Annotated in this window: 19 protein-coding genes; all 19 read left to right on the forward strand. The window is 42.7% G+C overall.

Features of this window, described 5'->3' with window-relative positions; genetic code table 11:
- Positions 1 to 234: 234 nt before the first annotated feature.
- The 19 genes from BCU94_RS01700 to BCU94_RS01790 all read left to right on the forward strand — a co-directional run bounded on the left by BCU94_RS01700 (position 235) and on the right by BCU94_RS01790 (position 19,907).
- Positions 235 to 1,164 carry an MSHA biogenesis protein MshI gene (locus tag BCU94_RS01700; RefSeq protein ID WP_102440013.1) on the forward strand — a complete coding sequence of 310 codons (930 nt, stop codon included), beginning with the start codon at positions 235 to 237 and terminating at the stop codon, positions 1,162 to 1,164.
- The gene (locus BCU94_RS01705) at positions 1,161 to 1,763 is read left to right on the forward strand and encodes a fimbrial assembly protein (RefSeq protein ID WP_102475449.1); all 603 of its coding nucleotides are present in this window, start codon (positions 1,161 to 1,163) and stop codon (positions 1,761 to 1,763) included. The genes BCU94_RS01700 and BCU94_RS01705 overlap by 4 nt, the downstream gene beginning before the upstream one ends.
- Positions 1,760 to 2,410, forward strand: a complete 651-nt coding sequence (locus tag BCU94_RS01710) for an MSHA biogenesis protein MshJ (RefSeq protein WP_102440011.1) — start codon at positions 1,760 to 1,762, stop codon at positions 2,408 to 2,410. The genes BCU94_RS01705 and BCU94_RS01710 overlap by 4 nt, the downstream gene beginning before the upstream one ends.
- Positions 2,411 to 2,414: 4 nt before the next feature.
- A complete protein-coding gene (locus BCU94_RS01715) occupies positions 2,415 to 2,726 on the forward strand; it encodes an MSHA biogenesis protein MshK (RefSeq protein WP_102440049.1) in 312 nt (103 codons plus the stop codon).
- 13 nt (positions 2,727 to 2,739) lie between these two features.
- Positions 2,740 to 4,416, forward strand: a complete 1,677-nt coding sequence (gene mshL, locus BCU94_RS01720; RefSeq protein ID WP_102440010.1) for a pilus (MSHA type) biogenesis protein MshL — start codon at positions 2,740 to 2,742, stop codon at positions 4,414 to 4,416.
- Positions 4,417 to 4,439: 23 nt separating this feature from the next.
- Positions 4,440 to 5,372: an AAA family ATPase gene (locus BCU94_RS01725; protein WP_102440009.1), complete on the forward strand. Its 933-nt coding sequence runs from the start codon at positions 4,440 to 4,442 to the stop codon at positions 5,370 to 5,372.
- Positions 5,369 to 6,664: a tetratricopeptide repeat protein gene (locus tag BCU94_RS01730; protein WP_102475450.1), complete on the forward strand. Its 1,296-nt coding sequence runs from the start codon at positions 5,369 to 5,371 to the stop codon at positions 6,662 to 6,664. The genes BCU94_RS01725 and BCU94_RS01730 overlap by 4 nt, the downstream gene beginning before the upstream one ends.
- Entirely contained in the window at positions 6,661 to 8,415 is a 1,755-nt protein-coding gene (locus BCU94_RS01735; protein WP_102440007.1) for a GspE/PulE family protein, read from the forward strand. The genes BCU94_RS01730 and BCU94_RS01735 overlap by 4 nt, the downstream gene beginning before the upstream one ends.
- 2 nt (positions 8,416 to 8,417) lie before the next feature.
- Positions 8,418 to 9,635, forward strand: coding sequence for a type II secretion system F family protein (locus tag BCU94_RS01740; RefSeq protein WP_102475451.1), 1,218 nt, complete (start codon positions 8,418 to 8,420; stop codon positions 9,633 to 9,635).
- A gap of 37 nt (positions 9,636 to 9,672) precedes the next feature.
- The gene (locus BCU94_RS01745; RefSeq protein ID WP_102475452.1) at positions 9,673 to 10,191 is read left to right on the forward strand and encodes an MSHA biogenesis protein MshF; all 519 of its coding nucleotides are present in this window, start codon (positions 9,673 to 9,675) and stop codon (positions 10,189 to 10,191) included.
- Positions 10,192 to 10,321: 130 nt separating this feature from the next.
- Entirely contained in the window at positions 10,322 to 10,927 is a 606-nt protein-coding gene (locus BCU94_RS01750; RefSeq protein ID WP_102475453.1) for a prepilin-type N-terminal cleavage/methylation domain-containing protein, read from the forward strand.
- Positions 10,928 to 11,048: 121 nt separating this feature from the next.
- Positions 11,049 to 11,576, forward strand: coding sequence for a type II secretion system protein (locus BCU94_RS01755; RefSeq protein ID WP_102475454.1), 528 nt, complete (start codon positions 11,049 to 11,051; stop codon positions 11,574 to 11,576).
- An 11-nt stretch (positions 11,577 to 11,587) separates the two neighbouring features.
- Complete coding sequence (locus tag BCU94_RS19860; protein ID WP_102475455.1) at positions 11,588 to 12,076, forward strand: type II secretion system protein; 489 nt, start codon at positions 11,588 to 11,590, stop codon at positions 12,074 to 12,076.
- Between the two features lie 186 nt (positions 12,077 to 12,262).
- Positions 12,263 to 12,736, forward strand: coding sequence for a type II secretion system protein (locus BCU94_RS01765; protein ID WP_102475456.1), 474 nt, complete (start codon positions 12,263 to 12,265; stop codon positions 12,734 to 12,736).
- Between the two features lie 188 nt (positions 12,737 to 12,924).
- On the forward strand, positions 12,925 to 13,428 hold the full coding sequence (locus BCU94_RS01770) for a prepilin-type N-terminal cleavage/methylation domain-containing protein (protein WP_102475499.1): 504 nt from the start codon (positions 12,925 to 12,927) through the stop codon (positions 13,426 to 13,428).
- On the forward strand, positions 13,418 to 13,945 hold the full coding sequence (locus BCU94_RS01775) for a type II secretion system protein (protein WP_102440001.1): 528 nt from the start codon (positions 13,418 to 13,420) through the stop codon (positions 13,943 to 13,945). The genes BCU94_RS01770 and BCU94_RS01775 overlap by 11 nt, the downstream gene beginning before the upstream one ends.
- Positions 13,945 to 14,811, forward strand: coding sequence for a type II secretion system protein (locus BCU94_RS01780; protein ID WP_102475457.1), 867 nt, complete (start codon positions 13,945 to 13,947; stop codon positions 14,809 to 14,811). The genes BCU94_RS01775 and BCU94_RS01780 overlap by 1 nt, the downstream gene beginning before the upstream one ends.
- Positions 14,801 to 15,277 (forward strand): MSHA biogenesis protein MshP, encoded by a 477-nt coding sequence (locus BCU94_RS01785; RefSeq protein ID WP_102439999.1) that lies wholly within the window; start codon positions 14,801 to 14,803, stop codon positions 15,275 to 15,277. The genes BCU94_RS01780 and BCU94_RS01785 overlap by 11 nt, the downstream gene beginning before the upstream one ends.
- Positions 15,267 to 19,907, forward strand: coding sequence for a DUF6701 domain-containing protein (locus tag BCU94_RS01790; RefSeq protein WP_241904943.1), 4,641 nt, complete (start codon positions 15,267 to 15,269; stop codon positions 19,905 to 19,907). The genes BCU94_RS01785 and BCU94_RS01790 overlap by 11 nt, the downstream gene beginning before the upstream one ends.
- Positions 19,908 to 20,053: the final 146 nt, after the last annotated feature.

Consider the following 20,053-nt stretch of genomic DNA (forward strand, 5'->3'; position numbering starts at 1 on the left):
TATCTTATGTATAATGGAAAATTAGCCAAATATTACCCCATAAAATTAAGGGACTAGAGGTTAAAATGACACTCGTTATTTTTTTGACACTTTTTTAGTCTTAGTTGGCTATAGTCGTTATGACATCTCGGTAAGTGCGCTATTTTGATGTTGTATAATTGGTTTGATTTTGGCTGCGTAGAGTTGCTTTTCTATGTCATTACATTTGCGAGTCATTGAAGCACAGGGTTTTGAATGAAAAATGGTTTTTTGAACACATTAGCTTTTTGGCGCAAGCCTCAGCCTACTACAGAGTTAGGCTTATACCTTGGCGCGGATACGATTTCAGTTTTTCAGACTAATATTGTCAGCAATGCTGAACAACAAACTGATTCAAAAACAAAATCCTTTGCAAACTCGGCTAAAAACAGTGTTATTCATCAAATCGCTTTTAATGGCGATAATTACTCAAAAGCCTTTGAAATGCTACAGCAAGAATTTGGTGCAGCTAAGCTTCAAATTGTTTTGAGTGAAGCCTTTTATCAGTTAGTCACTGCCGACAAACCCAATGTACAAGCACAAGAGTTAACTCAGGCGCTATTGTGGTCGGTTAAAGATTTAGTTTCAGAGCCTGTTGGCAACATTCAATTAGATTACTTTGAGTCTTCGTTAAATACATCCGGAAAAATTAATGTGGTGGTAGCCAATAAAGCGCAGCTGTCACAATTGGCACAAGCTTGTGAGCATCATGGTTTTGTCATTAGCGGCATCAGCATTGAAGAACTTGCCATGACCCACTTATTTGACGATGAGTCAGCCCACATGATTGTTAGTCATGTATCAGGGCAAGAGTTGCTATTAACCGTGGTTAAGCAAGGCGAGCTATTAATGCAGCGCCGAGTGCGCGGTTTCAGTCAAATAGATAGCGCCAGTGCCCAAGACTTACAATATGGATTAGCCGATAATTTGAGTTTAGAAATCCAACGCTCAATGGATTACTTCGAGAGCCAATTACGCCAAGCGCCAGTTCATTCGATTAATTTACTTATCAGTGGTGAATCCCAAGCCTTGGTGCCTTTGGTTGCACAAAACTTTAATCAAACGGTCAGTGTGATCTCACACGACTCAGTAAATGGTCATTTTGCCGCCATGGCATATGCGCAACTCGCTGGAGGTGTTAAGTGATCAAAACCACGGTTAACCTGTTTAGCGTAGACTTATTGCCCGCCAAGTTAAGGCTATCTTTTGAGCGCATGATGCTGGCGGTTGCCGCCGTAGTTGTGCTCAGCCTTATCGCCTGGGGTGTTGGTTTTTGGTTGGAGTCGACTCTTGCCAGTCAGCACGGCGCATTATCAAAGCAAAAGTTGCAATTAGACAACCAAAAAGCGGCGTTAGAGCTGCAATTATCCACCCGTCAACCGGATGCGGATTTAGTTGCTAAAGTCGAGCTTGAGCAGCAACGTCTAGAGTTAAAGCAATTATTATCAGATGAAATAAAACAACGAGATAACATGATAAGTCATGGCTACGCAGGCCTGCTCACCGATCTTGCCTCTGTATCTGATAGTTCTGTGTGGCTAAACCGTATCGTGATTAATCAGCAATATTTTGAATTTGAAGGTTTTGGCTCTCACCCCCAGAGCATTCCGCTATGGGTTGAGCGATTAAAAACCACTGAAACCCTTAAAGGTTATGCCTTTGCCACCATGACAATGGATAGAGGCGAAAACCAGCCTTTGGCGTTTAAGTTGGCGAGCACTGCTGAACAGGGGGCGAAGCAATGAAGCAAACATGGCAAAAACTCGCCACTCAGTTTAATGAGCTTAGTCAGCGCGAAAGAGTATTGATTGCCCTTGCCAGCATAATTGTTGTCGCAATGCTGCTTTATATTCCGGTTGAAACTATCTGGAAAGAAAGATTAAAGCTGTCACATCAAGTCACGCAAATTGAATCTGAAAATGATATTTCAGAGCAACAAATTGCGCTTTATCAGCAGCGATTAGCCATGGATCCTAATAGCGATTATCGCAATAGATTGACCATGATTGAGCAGCAAAATCAGCAGATGGATGCCAATTTAGAAAGCCAGATGATCTCCATGGTGCCAGCCAATTATATGCCGACAGTATTAACCACTTTGCTGGGTAATATTAACGATGTGAAGTTAGTGTCATTTTCCTCTATCGCCCCGCAGCCACTTATTGAGGTGGGCGAAGAAGACAAAATGAACTTATATAGCCATGGTATTCGCTTGACCCTAGAAGGGCGCTATTTTGCTATTTTAAAATTTATTCAGTCCATTGAAGCGATGCCAGACAAATTATATTGGAAGCGTCTCGATTACCATGTTGAGCAACACCCCAATGCCACAGTAGAAATAGAGCTTTATACCTTAAGTATTAATAAGGAGTTTATTAGTGTTGCACAATAAGCAGATACTCATAATCACCTGTGCTATCAGCCTAAGCTTTTTGCTATTCAGTAGCTTAAGTTTTGCAAAAGCATTGAGAGATCCGACACTACCAGGCAAAGGCTACGCAGTGTCATCGACTCAAGTTAATCGTCCGGGCTCATTAGTACTTAATAGCATAATGCATAGTAATAAACCCCATGCGGTGATTAACAACAAAATATTTTTTGTTGGTGATCGCGTCGAAGGGGTACGAATTGAATATATTGGAAAGCAATACGTTAATTTAGCTGATGGCAGAAAATTAACGCTATTTCAATCGATAACAGAGCGATAGGAAATCAATAACAATGAATGTAATTAAGTATATAACCCCTCTGCTATCCCTGTGCTTGTTGGGCTGTCAAACGACAGACAGACCCGATCCAACCACGTCTAAAAGTGAGCTGAGTCAATCTCTTGAGCAAGCACAAGCGGCGCAAAATATTGTCCCGCCGCCAGCGCAAATGCCTGAAGATGTGCAGCGTGAATTAAATGGTTCAAGTTCCCTTGGCAGAACCAGTGCATCTTTACCGACTGAGCGCCGCTTTGATGTGTCTGCTAACGATGTTGATGCAAAAGTGTTTTTCCCAAGTTTAGTCCAAGGCACCCCTTTAAGTGTGGCGGTGCACCCTGATGTGACGGGCTCTATTTCTGTATCGCTCAATGGCGTGACGCTTTCTGAAGTGATTAAAGTGATTGAGGACATTTATGGTTATGAAGTTAGCCAAGATGGCCGTATTTTACGGATCTTCCCAGCGGGCATGCGCACTGAAACCTATCCGTTAAATTATATTTATATGGAACGTGAAGGCTTATCACTAACCTCTGTCAGTTCTGGCCGTATCTCAGATAGTAATGACAACTCAAACTCTAATTCAAACAGCAATAGTTCAAATAACAGTAATAGCAATAGCTCAAATAACAGCAGTAATAATAGCAATAACGATGGTAACGATAATACCAACGGCACCTTTATTCGCTCGACCACCAAGTCAAATTTTTGGGGTGAGCTAGAAAAAACCTTAGTATCAATTATTGGCGATACCGGTGGTGGACGCCAAGTGGTGATTACCCCTCAAGCTGGCTTAGTAACTGTGAGGGCTTTTCCAAACGAGCTACGCCAAGTCAGCACCTTTTTAAATATTGCAGAAACCCACTTACAGCGTCAGGTTATTCTGGAAGCCAAGATTTTAGAAGTGACCTTATCTGATGGTTATCAGCAAGGTATTCAATGGGATAACGTATTAGGCCATGCAGGTAGCACAGACATTAGTTTTGGCACTTCACCGGGTAATGGCTTAAGCGATCAAATTACTAATGTGATAGGTGGGGTGACCTCTGTCAGCTTAACCGGTACCGACTTTAGCACCATGATAAGCCTGCTGGATACCCAAGGGGATGTAGATGTACTTTCAAGCCCTCGGGTGACCGCATCTAACAACCAAAAAGCAGTGATCAAAGTGGGTAATGATGAGTACTTTGTTACTGACGTATCATCAACCACGGTTGCAGGAACAACGCCAGTGACCACGCCGCAAGTTGAACTCACGCCATTCTTTTCGGGGATAGCCTTAGATGTGACCCCGCAAATTGATGGTGAAGGCAATGTCTTGTTGCATGTTCATCCATCAGTGATTGATGTGTCTGAGCAAATCAAAGAAATTAAAGTGAGTGGCTCATCATTAGAGCTGCCATTAGCGCAAAGTGAAATCCGTGAATCTGACACTGTGATAAAAGCGTCATCAGGTGATGTGGTGGTGATCGGTGGCCTAATGAAGAGCGAGAATATTGAAATCGTCTCTAGAGTGCCGCTACTGGGTGATATTCCTTTCTTAGGGGAAGCATTTACCAACCGCAGTAAATCAACCAAAAAAACCGAGCTTATCATTATGCTTAAGCCTACGGTTGTTGGCGCAGACACCTGGACCAATGAGCTAAAACGTTCAAAAGACCTGTTAGATCGTTGGTACCCAGAGCAAGAATAGCGATGTAAGCACGAGCAAACATTATGTATCAGCAGCACTTTGGCCTGAGTCAGTTACCGTTTACGCTTACGCCAAATACACAGTTTTTCTTTGGTTTGACGCCCCATGTGGAGGCGTTACAAGTGCTGCAAACTGCCATCGCTAATGGTGAAGGCTTTATTAAAGTAACTGGTGAGGTAGGGACAGGTAAAACGCTGATTTGTCGTAAGCTGATGAACGATTTACCGACTAATTATCACTGCGCATATGTACCGAACCCTTATTTAACCCCTGACGAGCTTCGTTGGGCGTTAGCGGCGGAGCTCGGGGTTTTATTAACTGAAAACCTCAATCAGCAGCAACTTACCAGCTTAATTCAAAGCCGTTTACTTGAGCTCAACAGCCAAGGCTTTAAAGTGATTCTGGTGCTCGATGAAGCTCAAGCCTTACCTAATAACAGTTTAGAAACGCTGCGGCTATTTACCAATTTAGAAACTGAAAGCGCCAAGTTAATTCAAGTGGTGTTGTTTGGTCAGCCAGAACTAGATAAGCGCTTACAAGACCCAGCAATACGGCAGCTAAAACAGCGGATCACCTTTAGTTATAGCCTTAGGCCATTAGTATGGGATGAAATTAAAGCGTACCTTAATTATCGCTTAAGTGTTGCAGGCTACCAAGGCAAAGGTTTGTTTAGTGATAAAGACATTAAATTAATCGCCCAAGCGGCAAGAGGCATACCACGGTTAGTTAATGTAATTGCTAATAAAGCCATGTTGCTGTGTTATGCAGAAGGGCGAGCGCAAATAAGCACATCACATTGCCGCGCAGCCATTGCCGATACTGAAGATGCCACACATCTATCACCCAGCAATACCATAAATGCTTGGGTATTTTTTATATTAATTATTAGCGCATCACTGACATGTTTATATATTGTCGATGTTGACTGGTTAGCTGTTTTAAGTGAGTCAATATGAGCGTAATAAATAAAGTTTTAAAAGATTTAGATAAGCGCCAGCAAACCGCAGTAGATGAAAATGGCGCTGCCAATACGACTGAGGCTTTTGTTACTCCCAAAGTGCAATTCCACAGTCAGTTGCAACCAGAATCAACATCTGGCTCAGCAATGGGGGCGAACCGAGGCTTATTCATCGCGCTGGTGATGATAATTACCATGTTGATATTAGGCTTCATGCTTTATCAACAAGGTAAGCAATTACAAAACCTGCAGCCTTTGGCTGAGCATAATCTTCAGTCTAAGGCTGATACTAGCAATGCCAGTGCGAAGGTAACCATAGCGCAGCAAGAGACTGAGAATAATATTACTGAGGCTGAGATTAAAGCCTCGGATCAGCTTGCAGGCGCTGAGCTAAAAGAAAGTGATCTAAATAAAAGTAAGCTAAATGAAACTGATGCTAACCAGCAATCAAAGCTAGCAAATGTAGAGCTAGTAAATGTAGCGTTAGCTGAGCAACAAGACATAGTCGTTAGTGAGCCAGCAAGCCTCAGCGCAGAAGCTAAGGCAGTAACACAACACCAAACGCTGGTTGAGCCTGAAGCCGTCAAAGTGGCTGATAAAACGGCGGATGTAAAAGTGCATTTTGCCCAACATCGCCGTTCAAGCAGCAGTGCAACCGTGGCCAATGTAAATCAAAAAGGTCACATGGCGGTTAAAGAAGTGACCTTAACTAATGAACAATTAGCGAAGAAAAAATTCGACGCAGCAGAAGTGGCTGAGCAGCAGCAAAAAATTGATCAAGCGATTAAAAATTATTATGAAGCTTTAGTACTGCAGCCTTCTATGCATCAAGCAAGAAAGCAACTCGCCGCGCTGTATTACTCAGTCAATAACTTAGGCAGAGCCGAGCAAATTTTAGCCCAAGGGGTGAGCCTTTTTCCTGAAGAGGTTGAATTAGCCATCTTAAAGGCAAAAGTGCAAATCGCCGCGTTTAGTCCCAATAAAGCGCTCAATACCTTGAGTGAGATAGACGATAACAGCGAATGGGCCAGAGACAAGTGGATGTTACAAAGTGATATTGCACAACAAGAAGGTCAATTTGCACTGGCAGAAGCGGCTTATCGCTCATTACTTTCCATTGAACCCTCGCAAGCGCGCTGGTGGATGGGATTAGCCTATGCGTTAGATTCACAACAACAATACCCTCAGGCGGCAGATGCTTATCGAAAAGCGATGTCATATCGAGGTTTATCAACGGGTGCTATGACTTATATAGAGCAGCGTTTAATTCAACTAGGAGGTAGCCAATGAAACCTAAATTGAAAATGCGTTTGGGCGATCTACTAGTTCAAGAACACATTATTTCAAACGATCAGTTAATGCAGGCTTTAGCGGAGCAGCGTAATTCCGGTAAAAAACTCGGTCGTACCTTAATTGATCTTAACTGTATTACTGAAGATCAATTACTGAAGTTTTTATCCCAGCAGCTTAATCTGCCTTATTTAGATATCAGTCGTCTTTCTATTCCTGCTGAAGTGGTCAGTTTGATCCCTGAAGTACAGGCGCGCCGGTATCGCGCCTTAGTCGTTGAAGCCACCGCTGACAGCGTGACCTTGGCGATGAGCGATCCTGCTGATTTACAAGCAATCGATCACCTTGAAGTGTTTGTAGCACCGAAAAAATTGACCATTGCGGTGACGCCAGAGCGACAGTTACTGGATGCCTTCGATAACCTCTATCGACGCACCGATGAAATTGCAAAAATCGCGGGTGAATTAGAAGAAGAATATGCCGCAGATGACATGTTCGACTTGGCCAGTATCACCAACAGTGACAGTGATAATGAAACCACAGTGGTTAAATTATTACAGTCGATTTTTGAAGATGCTGTGCAAATGCGTGCCTCGGATATTCATATTGAACCCGGTGAAAAAGTACTGCGTATTCGTCAGCGTATCGATGGTCAGTTACATGAAAACACCTTAGATGAAGTCAATATTGCCTCAGCATTAGTACTGCGTTTAAAGCTAATGGCTGGACTTGATATCTCTGAAAAGCGTATGCCACAAGATGGCCGTTTTAATATTGAGGTAAAAGGCCACAAAATTGATATACGTATGTCTACCATGCCGATTTATCATGGTGAGTCGGTGGTAATGCGTTTATTGGATCAATCAGCAGGCTTACTGACGTTGAATGAAACCGGTATGCCGGATCATATTCTGCAGCGCATTCGTAAACAGATTAAGCGACCTCACGGCATGCTGTTAGTGACAGGGCCAACTGGTAGCGGTAAAACCACCACCTTGTATGGCATTTTAAGTGAGTTGAACAAAGCTGATACTAAGATCATTACCGTTGAAGATCCGGTGGAATACCAATTGCCGCGGATTAACCAAGTACAGGTAAATCATAAGATAGGCTTAGATTTTTCCAATGTACTACGTACCACCTTACGTCAAGATCCCGATATCATCATGGTGGGTGAGATGCGTGATCAAGAAACCGTCGAAATTGGCCTTCGAGGCGCATTAACCGGTCACTTTGTGTTATCGACCTTGCATACCAATGATGCCATTACCAGTGCGCTACGTTTACTCGATATGGGCGCAGCCAGTTACCTAGTTGCCAGTGCGCTAAGGGTGATTATTGCCCAGCGGTTAGTGCGCCGCGTATGTGCGAACTGTGCGACTGATTACCAAGCTACAGCAGGCGAATTAGCTTGGATTAACGCCGTAAGCAAAAAAGATCCTAGCCAAGCCAACTTTAAAGTAGGTACAGGTTGTCAAAGCTGTAATGGCTCCGGCTACCGTGGTCGTATAGGTATTTTTGAAATTCTTGAGCTTGATGATGCCATGGTGGATGCGATGCGCACCGGTAACCCGCAAGACTTTGCCCATGCCGCCAAGCAAAGCCCAAGTTTTGTGCCGCTGGCAGACTCAGCATTTGAATATCTATTTAATGGCATGACAACCATAGAAGAGGTAGCCAAACTGGTTGAAGATGTCAGTGAGCTGCGAATGGAGCCCCCCGCTCTGCATAATATTGCTTCAGGGGTCTAATTATGCCGACATTCCAGTATCGAGGACGAAACTCCCAAGGCGCTGCCGTTACTGCCTTAATTGAGTCAGCTAACGAGAATAGCGCCGCAGATGCGTTAATGTCTCGTGGCATTATTCCCCTTGAGCTGCGTGAAGTAAAACCGACCAAGCCTTTTAATCTTGGCGGTATTTTTACTCAAAAAGTGTCATTAGAAGAGCTACAAATTTTTACTCGGCAAATGTATTCGTTAACTCGCTCTGGCATTCCAATTTTGCGTGCTATTGCAGGTTTGGCTGAAACTACGCATTCCCAACGAATGAAAGATGCCCTTAATGATATTTCAGAGCAATTAACCTCAGGTCGCCCTTTATCTGCCGCCATGAATCAGCATCAAGATATTTTTGATTCGCTGTTTATCTCTATGGTTCATGTGGGTGAAAACACCGGTAAATTGGAAGATGCTTTTATTCAGTTATCTGGCTATATCGAACGAGAGCAAGAGACTCGCCGCCGAATAAAGTCAGCTATGCGTTATCCGATATTCGTACTGATAGCCATCGGTATTGCCATGGTGGTGTTGAACATCATGGTTATTCCAAAGTTTGCTGATATGTTTTCCCGTTTTGGCGCCGAACTGCCGTGGGCAACTAAAATTTTAATTAACACCTCTAATTTATTTGTTAATTATTGGCATGTAATGACAGTGGTTTTAGTGGCCATTATTGTCAGCATTCGATATTGGCATCACACCGAAAAAGGTGAGCGACAATGGGACAAATGGAAATTACATATTCCTGCGGTGGGCTCAATCATTGAACGCTCAACCTTATCGCGCTACTGCCGCAGTTTCTCGATGATGTTGGGAGCGGGTGTGCCTATGACTCAAGCGCTCAGTTTAGTGGCAGATGCCGTAGATAATAGTTATATGCATGACCGTATTGTTGCCATGCGCCGCGGAATTGAATCTGGTGAATCAATGCTAAGGGTGTCAAACCACAGTGGTTTATTTACACCATTAGTGCTGCAGATGGTGGCAGTAGGCGAAGAAACCGGTCAAATCGATAAATTACTTAATGATGCTGCTGATTTTTATGAAGGTGAAGTGGATTACGATTTAAAGAATTTAACCGCCAAATTAGAGCCGATTTTAATTGGCTTTGTAGCAGGCATTGTATTAATTTTGGCCTTGGGTATTTATCTGCCAATGTGGGATATGCTCAATGTGGTCAAAGGTGGCTAACAATGCATAACGCCACAATGTTTGAGTTAATTGCATAATGCAAAAACAACAGCAATCAGAAAATAATTTGGTTAAGAGCTATATCCGTATTATCAGCATCACCTTAGTGCTCGTGATTATGGTTGTTATCGGAGCGAAACATTTTGCAAGCGTCGAGAGTATCGGCGCTCAAAGTATCCACCGAGAACATAATCGGCTGCTGTATGTGCTGGCGATGGTAAAAAGCCAGTGGCTTAGTCAGGGCAAGCCTCAGCGCTTGAAGTTAAGTTGGGAAAACCTAGCTTCAGGTTCAGCTAAACAACTTAAAAATGATAAGTTGGCTGGGGAGGATAATATTATTTTGATGTCGACTTTTGGCTGGCCAATGCTAAAATCCGCCTCCGCACAGGGTTGTGTTGAGTTATGGCAACAATTGATGGCAAGCAACTTGCTAGATATGGGAGTTAAGGTAAATTACCAAACCGAATTAGAGATTTGTCATTTCGCAACAGCGCAAAGTGGTAGCATTAGTTATCAGGTTTCATCGGGGCGGGTTATTTTCACCGGGTTAGATTAAATTTTAATCGATACAGGTGTTTAATCTACATTAAGTGCTAAAATTTATTTACATATAAGCTTTAGCTCGTTAACAATAGGCAATATGACTGCAGCTCAAATAGGTGTCAGTCTCAATAGAGGTATTTTATATGAAAATGAAGCAACAAGGCTTTTCTTTAATCGAATTGGTTATTGTTATTGTCATTCTAGGCTTGTTAGCGGCAACCGCAATACCACGTTTTTTAAATGTCACTGAAGATGCGCAAAACGCCAGTGTCGAAGGTGTTGCTGGTGGTTTGGCGACTGCGGTGGGTTTTGTTCGCGCCCAGTGGGAAGTGGACGGTCGTCGTAATACCTCTGTGATTTTAGATGGTACGGTTGTTTCTTTAGATACTCGCTTTGGTTTTCCGACAGGTCGTACAAATACTGACGTTACAGCAATGACTGACCTAACGTGTCAGGAAGTGTTTAATAGCGTGCTGCAAAGTGCCCCTCGTAACGACATCTATACTGAAGACGCGCGTGATTTACGCTACACAGTAAAAGTTGAAAAGGGTATTGGCGGAACGGCTACCGGTATCGATGGCTCAGTGGTTCAAAGTATTGATGTTTGTGTCTATCATCAAATTGCTTCATTAACCTTGAATACCAATACAGGTGTTCCGGCGCCAACACCGAGCTTAAATACCGCTGGAGCAAAAGGTGTGACTTATAATCCTGGTACTGGCCAAGTATTCAGTTTTAGTAACGATTAATTTATTGATTAAGGTAACTAAAGCCTTAATCACGCTGAAAGTAATAGTTAATTACTGAATAAGGATTATTAAGTAATGTTGTAAATGCCATAAATTTTATTTTTTAAAGAGGGTCGACATTATGCAAATCAAACGTAAGCAACAAGGTTTTACATTAATTGAGCTAGTAGTAGTTATTATCATTCTTGGTATTTTAGCGGTAACCGCAGCGCCTAAATTTATTAATTTGCAGTCAGATGCACGTCAAGCATCACTGCAAGGTGTTAAAGGTGCTATTCAAGGCGCTAACGGGTTAGTGTTTGCTAGAGCGGCGATTGATGGTCATGAGAAGAAAGCAACTGGTGATTGGGCTGCTGCTCCAGAAAATGGTGTTGATATTGGTGCTGGCACAGGTAATGAAGTTATTACTAACTATGGTTATATTCAAGCTGACATAACCGAGTTTAATAAAGCTATAGATGCAGAGTTTGGTGCAGCAGATACTGAGTGGATTGTAGTTGCTGGTACATCTGGAACTACACCGACTCTAACCATCACTCAAAATGGTTCACCAGCAGAAGTGGGTGCTACAGCTTGTAAGTTGGTTTATACCGAAGCTGCTGATGCTAATACAATCCCTACTTATGTGATTACTGATAACGGTTGTTAATAGGAGTCTTTATGAAACAGCAAAATGGTTTTACATTAATTGAACTAGTTGTCGTGATTATTATTTTAGGTATTTTAGCGGTAACCGCAGCACCTAAATTTATTAATCTGCAGGGTGATGCGAGAGTTTCTGCTTTAGCTGGCATGAAAGCTGCTATCCAAGGTGGTAATACATTAGTCTATTCTAAAGCAGCTTTGGCTGGTAAAGAATCTGAGGATGAAGATACTCTAGATATTGGCTCCGGCGCAGAAGATTTAAATATTGTATATGGTTACATAAAAGCAAAACAAGACGATTTGGAAGAAGCTTTAGATGTGACCTTCGATGCTTTAGCTGATATTGATACAGGTTCAAATGATTGGATTATCGATGATACTACTGATGGGGAAGCTACTATTTATCAAAGAGGCGCTCCTGATACTTGTGATTTAGTTTATGAGGAAGCTGGAGACGGTGTATTGCCCGTTTATACAGCAGTAACAGATCCCGATCTTTGTTAAATTAGATTTTTGGATATTAAAAGCCTGCTTATGCAGGCTTTTTTGTTTTTAAAGGGAATATTTTTTCTGCTGTGTAACCTCGGTAACACATGATACTCATAAAGGAGTGATAAAATTGTTGCCATAAAGGGGTAAGCTCGTAATTTTTGAGCTGAAGTTATTCATTTTTATTCAAGGTTTTTATATATGCAAAAGCAACAAGGTTTTACCTTAATTGAGTTAGTGGTAGTCATTATTATTTTAGGTATTTTAGCGGTTACTGCAGCACCAAAATTTATCAATTTACAAGGTGATGCCCGCGTATCAACTTTACAAGGTGTTAAAGCGGCGATTCAAGGTGCTAATAGCCTTGTATATTCAAAGGCGGCACTTGCGGGTGAAGAGAAAAAATCTCCAGGTTCGGTGGATATTGGTGCAGCAACAGATGCTGTCACAGTATTTGGCTATATTTCAGCAACAAAAGCTGAATTATTAAAAGCGGTAGATATTTCAGACGATGAATGGGATTTTACCGTGGTATCTGCTGCTGCAGATGTGCCTAAATCTATTGAGATCGTTCAAGTAGGCGCTCCTGAAGCTTGCAAGCTGACTTATACCGAAAGTGAAGGAGAGAATACACTCCCAACATTTTTAACTTTACCTACAGCTTCTGATTGTTAGTATGAAATCGCTTCAAAACTTAAGCCTGCTGTTGCAGGCTTTTTTATTGGCAGTATTTCAGTATGTAAGCTTACTACTGGCTAACATTATCAATAGGCTAAATGGCAATTTTAATAAAGGATATCAAGACGTTTATGCTATATTTTGCCATACTATATAACTGATTTACTTTTTGATAGGTGGTAACGATCTTTTCACTCGGGCTTAAACATAAACGCGTTCATTGTGGCTTTACCTTAGTTGAGCTGGTGACTACGATTCTAATCGTAGGGATTATTGCTGTGTTTGTGATCCCAAGGCTCATCCCCCAGTCCAGCTATAGCGCGTATTCTTTGCGAAACGAATTTATTAGTGAGCTGCGCCAAGTGCAGTTAAGAGCAATGAATAATAGCGATCGTTGTTATCGTATTAGTGTGTCGCCAACGGGTTATCAGCTTAGCCACTATTCGCAAACGATTAACACCGCCTCCGCAAGCTGTAATACCGCAAACCTGTTGAGAACAGAAGTGGAACAAGCTTTTCAGGGTGGCGCTTATATCGAGCTGGCCAGTACAAGCGCGACGACCTTCTTTTTAGATTTTGATAATTATGGCCGCTCAAACATCAATTGTTCAGGCTTGTGTTTTAATGCGGTAGCCGATGAAACCTTAGATATTGCAATGGAATCTGAGGGCTATATTCATGGCTTATAAATTATCCCCATTTAATGCTTTTACAACTAAAAAATCAGGTTTTACTTTGATTGAACTAGTGGTGGGTATGCTTGTGTTGAGCATATCCATTGTACTGATGACCTCAATGCTGTTACCCCAAGCTGATCGCGCTGTTGAAACACTTTCCCGAGTTCGCTCTGCTGAGCTAGCCCATTCGGTGATGAATGAGATTTGGGGTAAGCGCTTTGATGAAAATACCGATCCAAATGGTGGTATACCAGCGTGTAATTCTGCTGCTGGGGTAGCTTGTTCAACCACGCTGGGGCCAAACGGTGAAAGCCGTAATAATTTCAATGATGTGGATGATTACAAAGGCTTGAATATTAGCAGTCTCATGCTTGACTCAAACCAGACCTACGCCGAGGTGTATTTGGGCTATGAGTTAGAAGTTGATGTGTCATACCTTAACGGCCAAGCCGAAAAATTAATTACTGTAGATGTCACTACACCTGCTGGTGAAGTGATCACTTACCAAGCGGTAAGGAGTAATTACTAATGGGCTTACTGCAACGGGCAAAACCTTTATCAAATATAGGCGTTAAACAGGTCGGTTTTACCTTAATTGAAATGGTCACCGTCATTTTGATTTTGGGCATATTGGTGGTTGGGGTTAGCGGTTTTATTATTTTTGGTACCCGTATTTTTGTTGAATCAAGCTCGATTGATCAAGTGCTTAGCCAAAGCCGTTTTGCGGTTGAGCGCATGACCCGTGATATTCGTAATGCAGTGCCAAATAGCGTCAGATTACGCACTGCAACAGGTGGCAGTTATCAATGTATTGAGCTATTGCCCATTGATTCGAGCACCAGTTACCTTGAGCTGCCCATTTACCCTGATGATGCCCTTGTCAGCGGCACAGTGATTGATAATGGCATTAGCATTAATGCAGGGCAATATGCGCTGGTTTACCCACTCGCTAGCAATAGCAGCGGCGTTAACGATGTATATCAAGCCAGCAGAAACAAACGCTTTGAACTGCAATCAAGTTCAAGTTCAGCCAATGTGCTTACGCTAACATTTACTGGCCTAGCTCAATTTGCCGAGCAGTCGCCAATTAAGCGAATTTACTTTGCTAGTCAGCCTATTAGTTATTGTTTTGAAAGCCCTATAGGCAATAGTGAGGTAAAACTTTATCGTTACGCTGACTATGGCTATATAGCGAGTCAGCCCGCACCATCGCAAATGGGCACTGCGGTATTGATGGCAGAAAATGTTAGTAACAATCTGCTACTAGAGCCTGCTATTAAACTGACTGAACAAAACCTAATGCGAAATGCCATAGTCCATATTGAACCCAGATTTAGTGTTAATGGCGAAACGTTCAAATATCAGCATCAAGTTAAGGTGACGAATGTTCCATAACCCCTTAAACAAGGCACTAAGCGCTAGTGGCTTAATAGCAAGACGTCAACGAGGCAGCGCCTTGGTGATTGCTATTTTTGTCTTAATTGTCATGTTTTTACTGGCTGGCACATTAATTCGGATGCTGGAAGATAGCGATGATGCTGTGAACCTCGAAGTGTGGGGCGCCAGAGCCTTATTTGCCGCCAATAGCGGCGCAGATGCTGAATTAGCAAGTTTATTTCCGGTTGCTGGTGGCGTTGGTGTTTGTAATTCAGTTCGCCACGATTGGATAGCGCCATCAACCGTTGGTTTTCACGGCTGTAGAGTTTCAGTGATTTGTACCCCTACGGTGGCTAACGGCGTGACCCAATATAGCATTCTTAGCTATGCAGTTTGTGAAACCGGTAATTGTAGCGGCGATGCGGCTACAACAGATTGCCTGCGGGTTAATCGACAAGTAGAGGTAGAAGCCCGTGGTGATTAGTTTTCTAAAAAGTAGTGTCACAGCGTTAGTTATGTGTTGTTTTTTGATAATGCCAGCTTATGCATTTGAAGTTATTGACCAGAGTGATATTTGGGCTGATGTGACGCAGGGGCATCGTGATAATAATAACGGTAGCTGTTCTTTAGACACACAGTTAGTTATGAATAATCAAAGCCGTATTAATGGTACCAATGGTATAGATCTACAGTTTTGCTCCAGCAGCATCGGCAATGGCAGTAGCGAAAGTTGTGATACAGCCACTGGTGGCAATCGTCTATGTACTATTTCTGGTAGAGACATCCGTGGCTTAGCGATGAACGGCACTAACAAATTTGAGACTAGTAATGGCAAGGCTGGTAGTGATTCTTGTAATAACAATGCTCAAATAACATTGGGTGATGACGGTGAAAATGAATTTACAGAGATTAAGCTAGATAATTGTACGGCTACTATTACAAATGATTTTAATGAATATCGTTTTAAAAAATTAGAGGCGACAAACCGCAGTACCTTGATTTTAGCTCCAGGAGATTATTGGATTGATGAGTTGGTTTTAGGTAGTGACTCAGTGATAGAGCTACTTGGCGATGTGAGAATTTTTGTTAACCAGTCTGCAAGTTGGAGTGATCGAGTAAAGCTGAATGATGGTAATAACTTTGAATTGCAGTTAATTACCTATAGTTCACTAACATTGTCCAGTGAGTCGGTTGTTAATGGGTTGCTTTTTGTTGATGGGACTTTGTCAATGACCAATCAGTCAATTATTAATGGTCGTGTTACCGCTAAAGTTTTGAATATGGACTCTTCAACTATTAACGCTACATTGTCAGAACCCGTAACTCCATTCCATATCCAATACGGTAAGTCTATATCTATAACTGATCCGAATACTGGAGCTACAACAGGGAGTGTTAGTTTTGAGACGCCTTTCCCCACAGGCTCAACACCGCTTATCTTCTTAATGCCGACTATTTCTGAGACTGATGCAAATGGTGATGGCCCCGCTTCAGTCTTTTTAGAACAAGGCAGTGTCACCACATCTGGCTTTAGCTGGGAGCAACAAGAGCCACCTAGTTCAAATGTTGCTTATTTACCTTCAAAGGCTATGCCCGAAGTCCACTGGGTAGCGGTTACAGAAGGTAGTCATGCTTTATCAAACAACACTCAATTGATTGCTGGTACAGTTGATATCGATGAGGCAATGTTTGGAGGAAATACGCCTTATACGGAAGTCATCTTGCCAAGCAGTCAGGATGTTCTTTTGCACCAAATACAAACTAAGGCCAATAATTGTTGGTTTAATACGACATCTCAATCAACTGGTAATGGTGTGGAAATAGCCTTAGATACCGCAGAAGTGAGATCTAATTCCAAATGTCAGCCTGCTGATTTAAATAATAACGATATTCAAGCTGAAACAGTGGCTTTTTTATCATTGCAGTCGGGAGCAGGGGAACTTACGCTTAATGGTGAAACACTAAACTATCAGTTTGGTACTAATTACAATACTTATAGTAGTACCAGTGCTACCGACCCTGCAGGTCAGTGTGCATATTTAAGCTCCTTTAATACCACTTTTTCCCAAGCCCCTATTTTGGTGGCAGGTAAGAATAGTCGTCTGGGTAATAACGGTGGTTGGCTACGCAGATGTCTGCTGACAAATTCTCAATTAAGCATGGTCACTGATGAAGATCGGTATTCTAATTCAGAGAGAAATCATGTTAATGAAAAATACAGCTTTGTAGCCATAGAAAAAATAGAACCGCTTACGCAATGTTTTACTGATGACTTTAATCGCAATGATGTGGGTGATGATTGGGTGGTTTCTGAAAGTCGTGGTGGGTTTATTCCTGCTATTGTGAATAGTCGACTTCGGATAACCGAAGCTGCTGGTAATCAGGCGACGTCATCGACATATCAGCGACTTTTCCCAGCAGCCGATAACTTAGTGACTATTGAATTTGATCATTACGCCTATGCTGGTAGCGGTGCTGATGGTATCGCTTTTGTGTTATCCGATGCCTCAATTACTCCTCAACCAGGTTCATATGGTGGTCCATTAGGTTACGGTGCTCGTTCGAATGTCGATGGTTTTGCTGGCGGGTGGTTAGGTTTTGGTATTGATGAATATGGTAACTTTTCTACCGAGGGAGGCCCTGGAGGACCTGGTAGAAGACAGCAGTCTGTAGCCGTTCGTGGCTCAGGTTCAGGTACTAGTGGTTATGATTATCTACGTGGTACTTGTAATAATGGTCAAAATAACCCTAATGGAGATTGTTTGTCGCCTACGGTCGATAATAATGAAAATGCAAATCATCGCTATCGTATAACTGTTGACTCCCAAGTGGCTGGACAATCTATGGTCAGTGTTGAGCGTGACACTGGTGATGGCAACGGTTACGTAATGCTTATTTCCCCTTTTGATGCCGCATCAGAACCTAACCAGTCTGATGTCCCTACTGATTTTTTACTGTCATTAACAGGCTCGACAGGTGGGGCAACTAATAACCATGAAATTGATAATGTTGAAATTTGTGCGCTTGATTCCAACCCGATAGGGGTGGTGATAGACCATTTTGAATTCACTCATACTGGTGCGGCGTTAACCTGTAATGCTGAGCCGATGACCTTGAAAGCTTGCGCTAATGCAGATTGTTCACAAACCGTCCCAGACTTTGTCACGGCAACCTTAAGCCCTGTATCCATTGCCACTGGCGGTGGCTGGATTGGTGGTAATGTGGTTAGTTTCAGCAATGGTAGTACTAACTTAGAGTTGCGTAATAATGTGGCAGGACCCGTCACGATAGATGTCACAGGTTCAACACCAGGCGCTAAACCTTTTAGTACGACTTTGTGTAGCATTGCCGGTAATACCCCCACAGCAGCGCAATGTACTTTTAATTTTGCTGACAGCGGCTTTATTTTTACTGTGCCGGACAAGCTGGCTAATAAACCTGCCTCTGGTATTAGCGTTTCTGCGGTGAAAAAAGATGATGCCTCACAAGCGTGCGTACCGCAATTTGCTGATGTGACTAAAGATGTGGGCTTTTGGAGTGATTACGTTTCGCCGAGTTCAGTTATATCTGGGGCGCAAGTTGCAGTAACCGGTAATGGCGCAGCAACTGATATAGGGACATCCGTTGGCGCACGCACACTGATATCGCTGGATTTTGATGCTAATGGCGAAGCCGATATTAGCGTGAATTACCCTGATGCGGGTCAGATGCAATTAAATGCGCAATACGATGGCACTGGCGAGGAAGATGGATTAGTGATGGTGGGCGCAGACTCATTTGTCAGCTTTCCTGTGGGTTTATGCGTTAAACCTGTTGATGCCAATGCTAGCTGTGCAGCGGGCGATAGCAGTTGCAATGTATATAAAAAAGCCGGTGAGGAGTTTGATTTAACGATACAAGGTATGGCTTGGCAGTCTGATAATGATGGCGATTTTTGTGACAACTTAACTACGCCTAACTATATCCATAGTGGGATGACTTTGGGCAGTGAACTGGTGTCGCCAATACCTGGTGAGCAAGGCAGTCTTAGTATTGGTAATTACAACCATATTGCTGCGACTAATAATACCAATACTATTACGCAATCTATCAGTGAAGTAGGGGTATTTGAGTTTACAGTTAAGTCGCCATCCACTTATGAAGGTTCAAGTTTTTACGATATCCCTTTGGCAAGCTCGGGCAATATAGGCCGCTTTGTACCTGATAGATTCGCCATTAGTGGCGTGAGTGTTTTACCTAGCTGCACAGGCTTTAGTTATATGGACCAGCCATTCCCACTGGCAATGAATATCAGTGCCTTTAATATTGGCAGTGAGGTAACTAAAAATTATCAAGGCAATTTCTCTAAAGCCACTGCGTTATTAGTGGGTGAAGACAGTGATGATGGCGATGATAAACGCAATCGCTTGAGCGCATTGCCAATATCCGCAAGCTCTTGGGTTGCAGGTGTCGCAACTGTGGATAGTAGCTATATGGCGACACTGAGCAGGCTTGCTGCTCCTGGTAAAGATGGCCCTTTTGACAGTTTTGATATTGGGGTTATTGTCGATGACAACGATGGTGATTTCGCCTTTGTGGCCAACCCTGATATGAATGCGGCCACCTCGGGCATTTGTGGCAGCAATTGTGATGCTAAATTGCTTTCTACTCAGCGTTTTCGCCATGGACGCATCGTGATGGATAATACCTATGGTGCTGAAAACGATACCCTAAAAATGCCAATTCGTGCTGAATATTGGAATGGCAGTGACTGGGCTACAAATGTTGAAGATAGTTGTAGTGTGGTTACGCCAGCATTAACTCGTCAAACTGATGATGCTGCATTGGGTTATCAATTTGAACCGGCATTAACGTCTGGCCAAGCGATTGAGCGAACTGGTCAATCAAGCAGTTTTGCTAACGGTGAGTTTACCTTGTTATGGAATGCACTTATCACTGGCCCTAATGATTATAGAGGCCAAGTTAGCGCGCCTTTAACTGTGCCAGTGTGGCTGCAATGGTATTGGGATTGGGACGATTTATCTTCCACCACCCTTTATGACCCAAGAGCTAGCGCTTTTTTTGGTCGCTATCGTGGTCATGATCGGATTATCTATTGGCGCGAAGTCCGTTAGCTGCTGATTTTAGCGCTTAGGTCATTTGCCTTAATGTCATTAATACTACTTTTGAGCTAACGCTGACCAAAACTTACTGCTGTTAAGCCGTGAGTCTTGGATATCGCGATTCCATGGAGGTTGGTTTTTGATGTTTTTTTCAGCGT

This window comes from Shewanella sp. 10N.286.52.C2 (genome assembly GCF_002874545.1).
GTDB lineage: Bacteria > Pseudomonadota > Gammaproteobacteria > Enterobacterales > Shewanellaceae > Shewanella.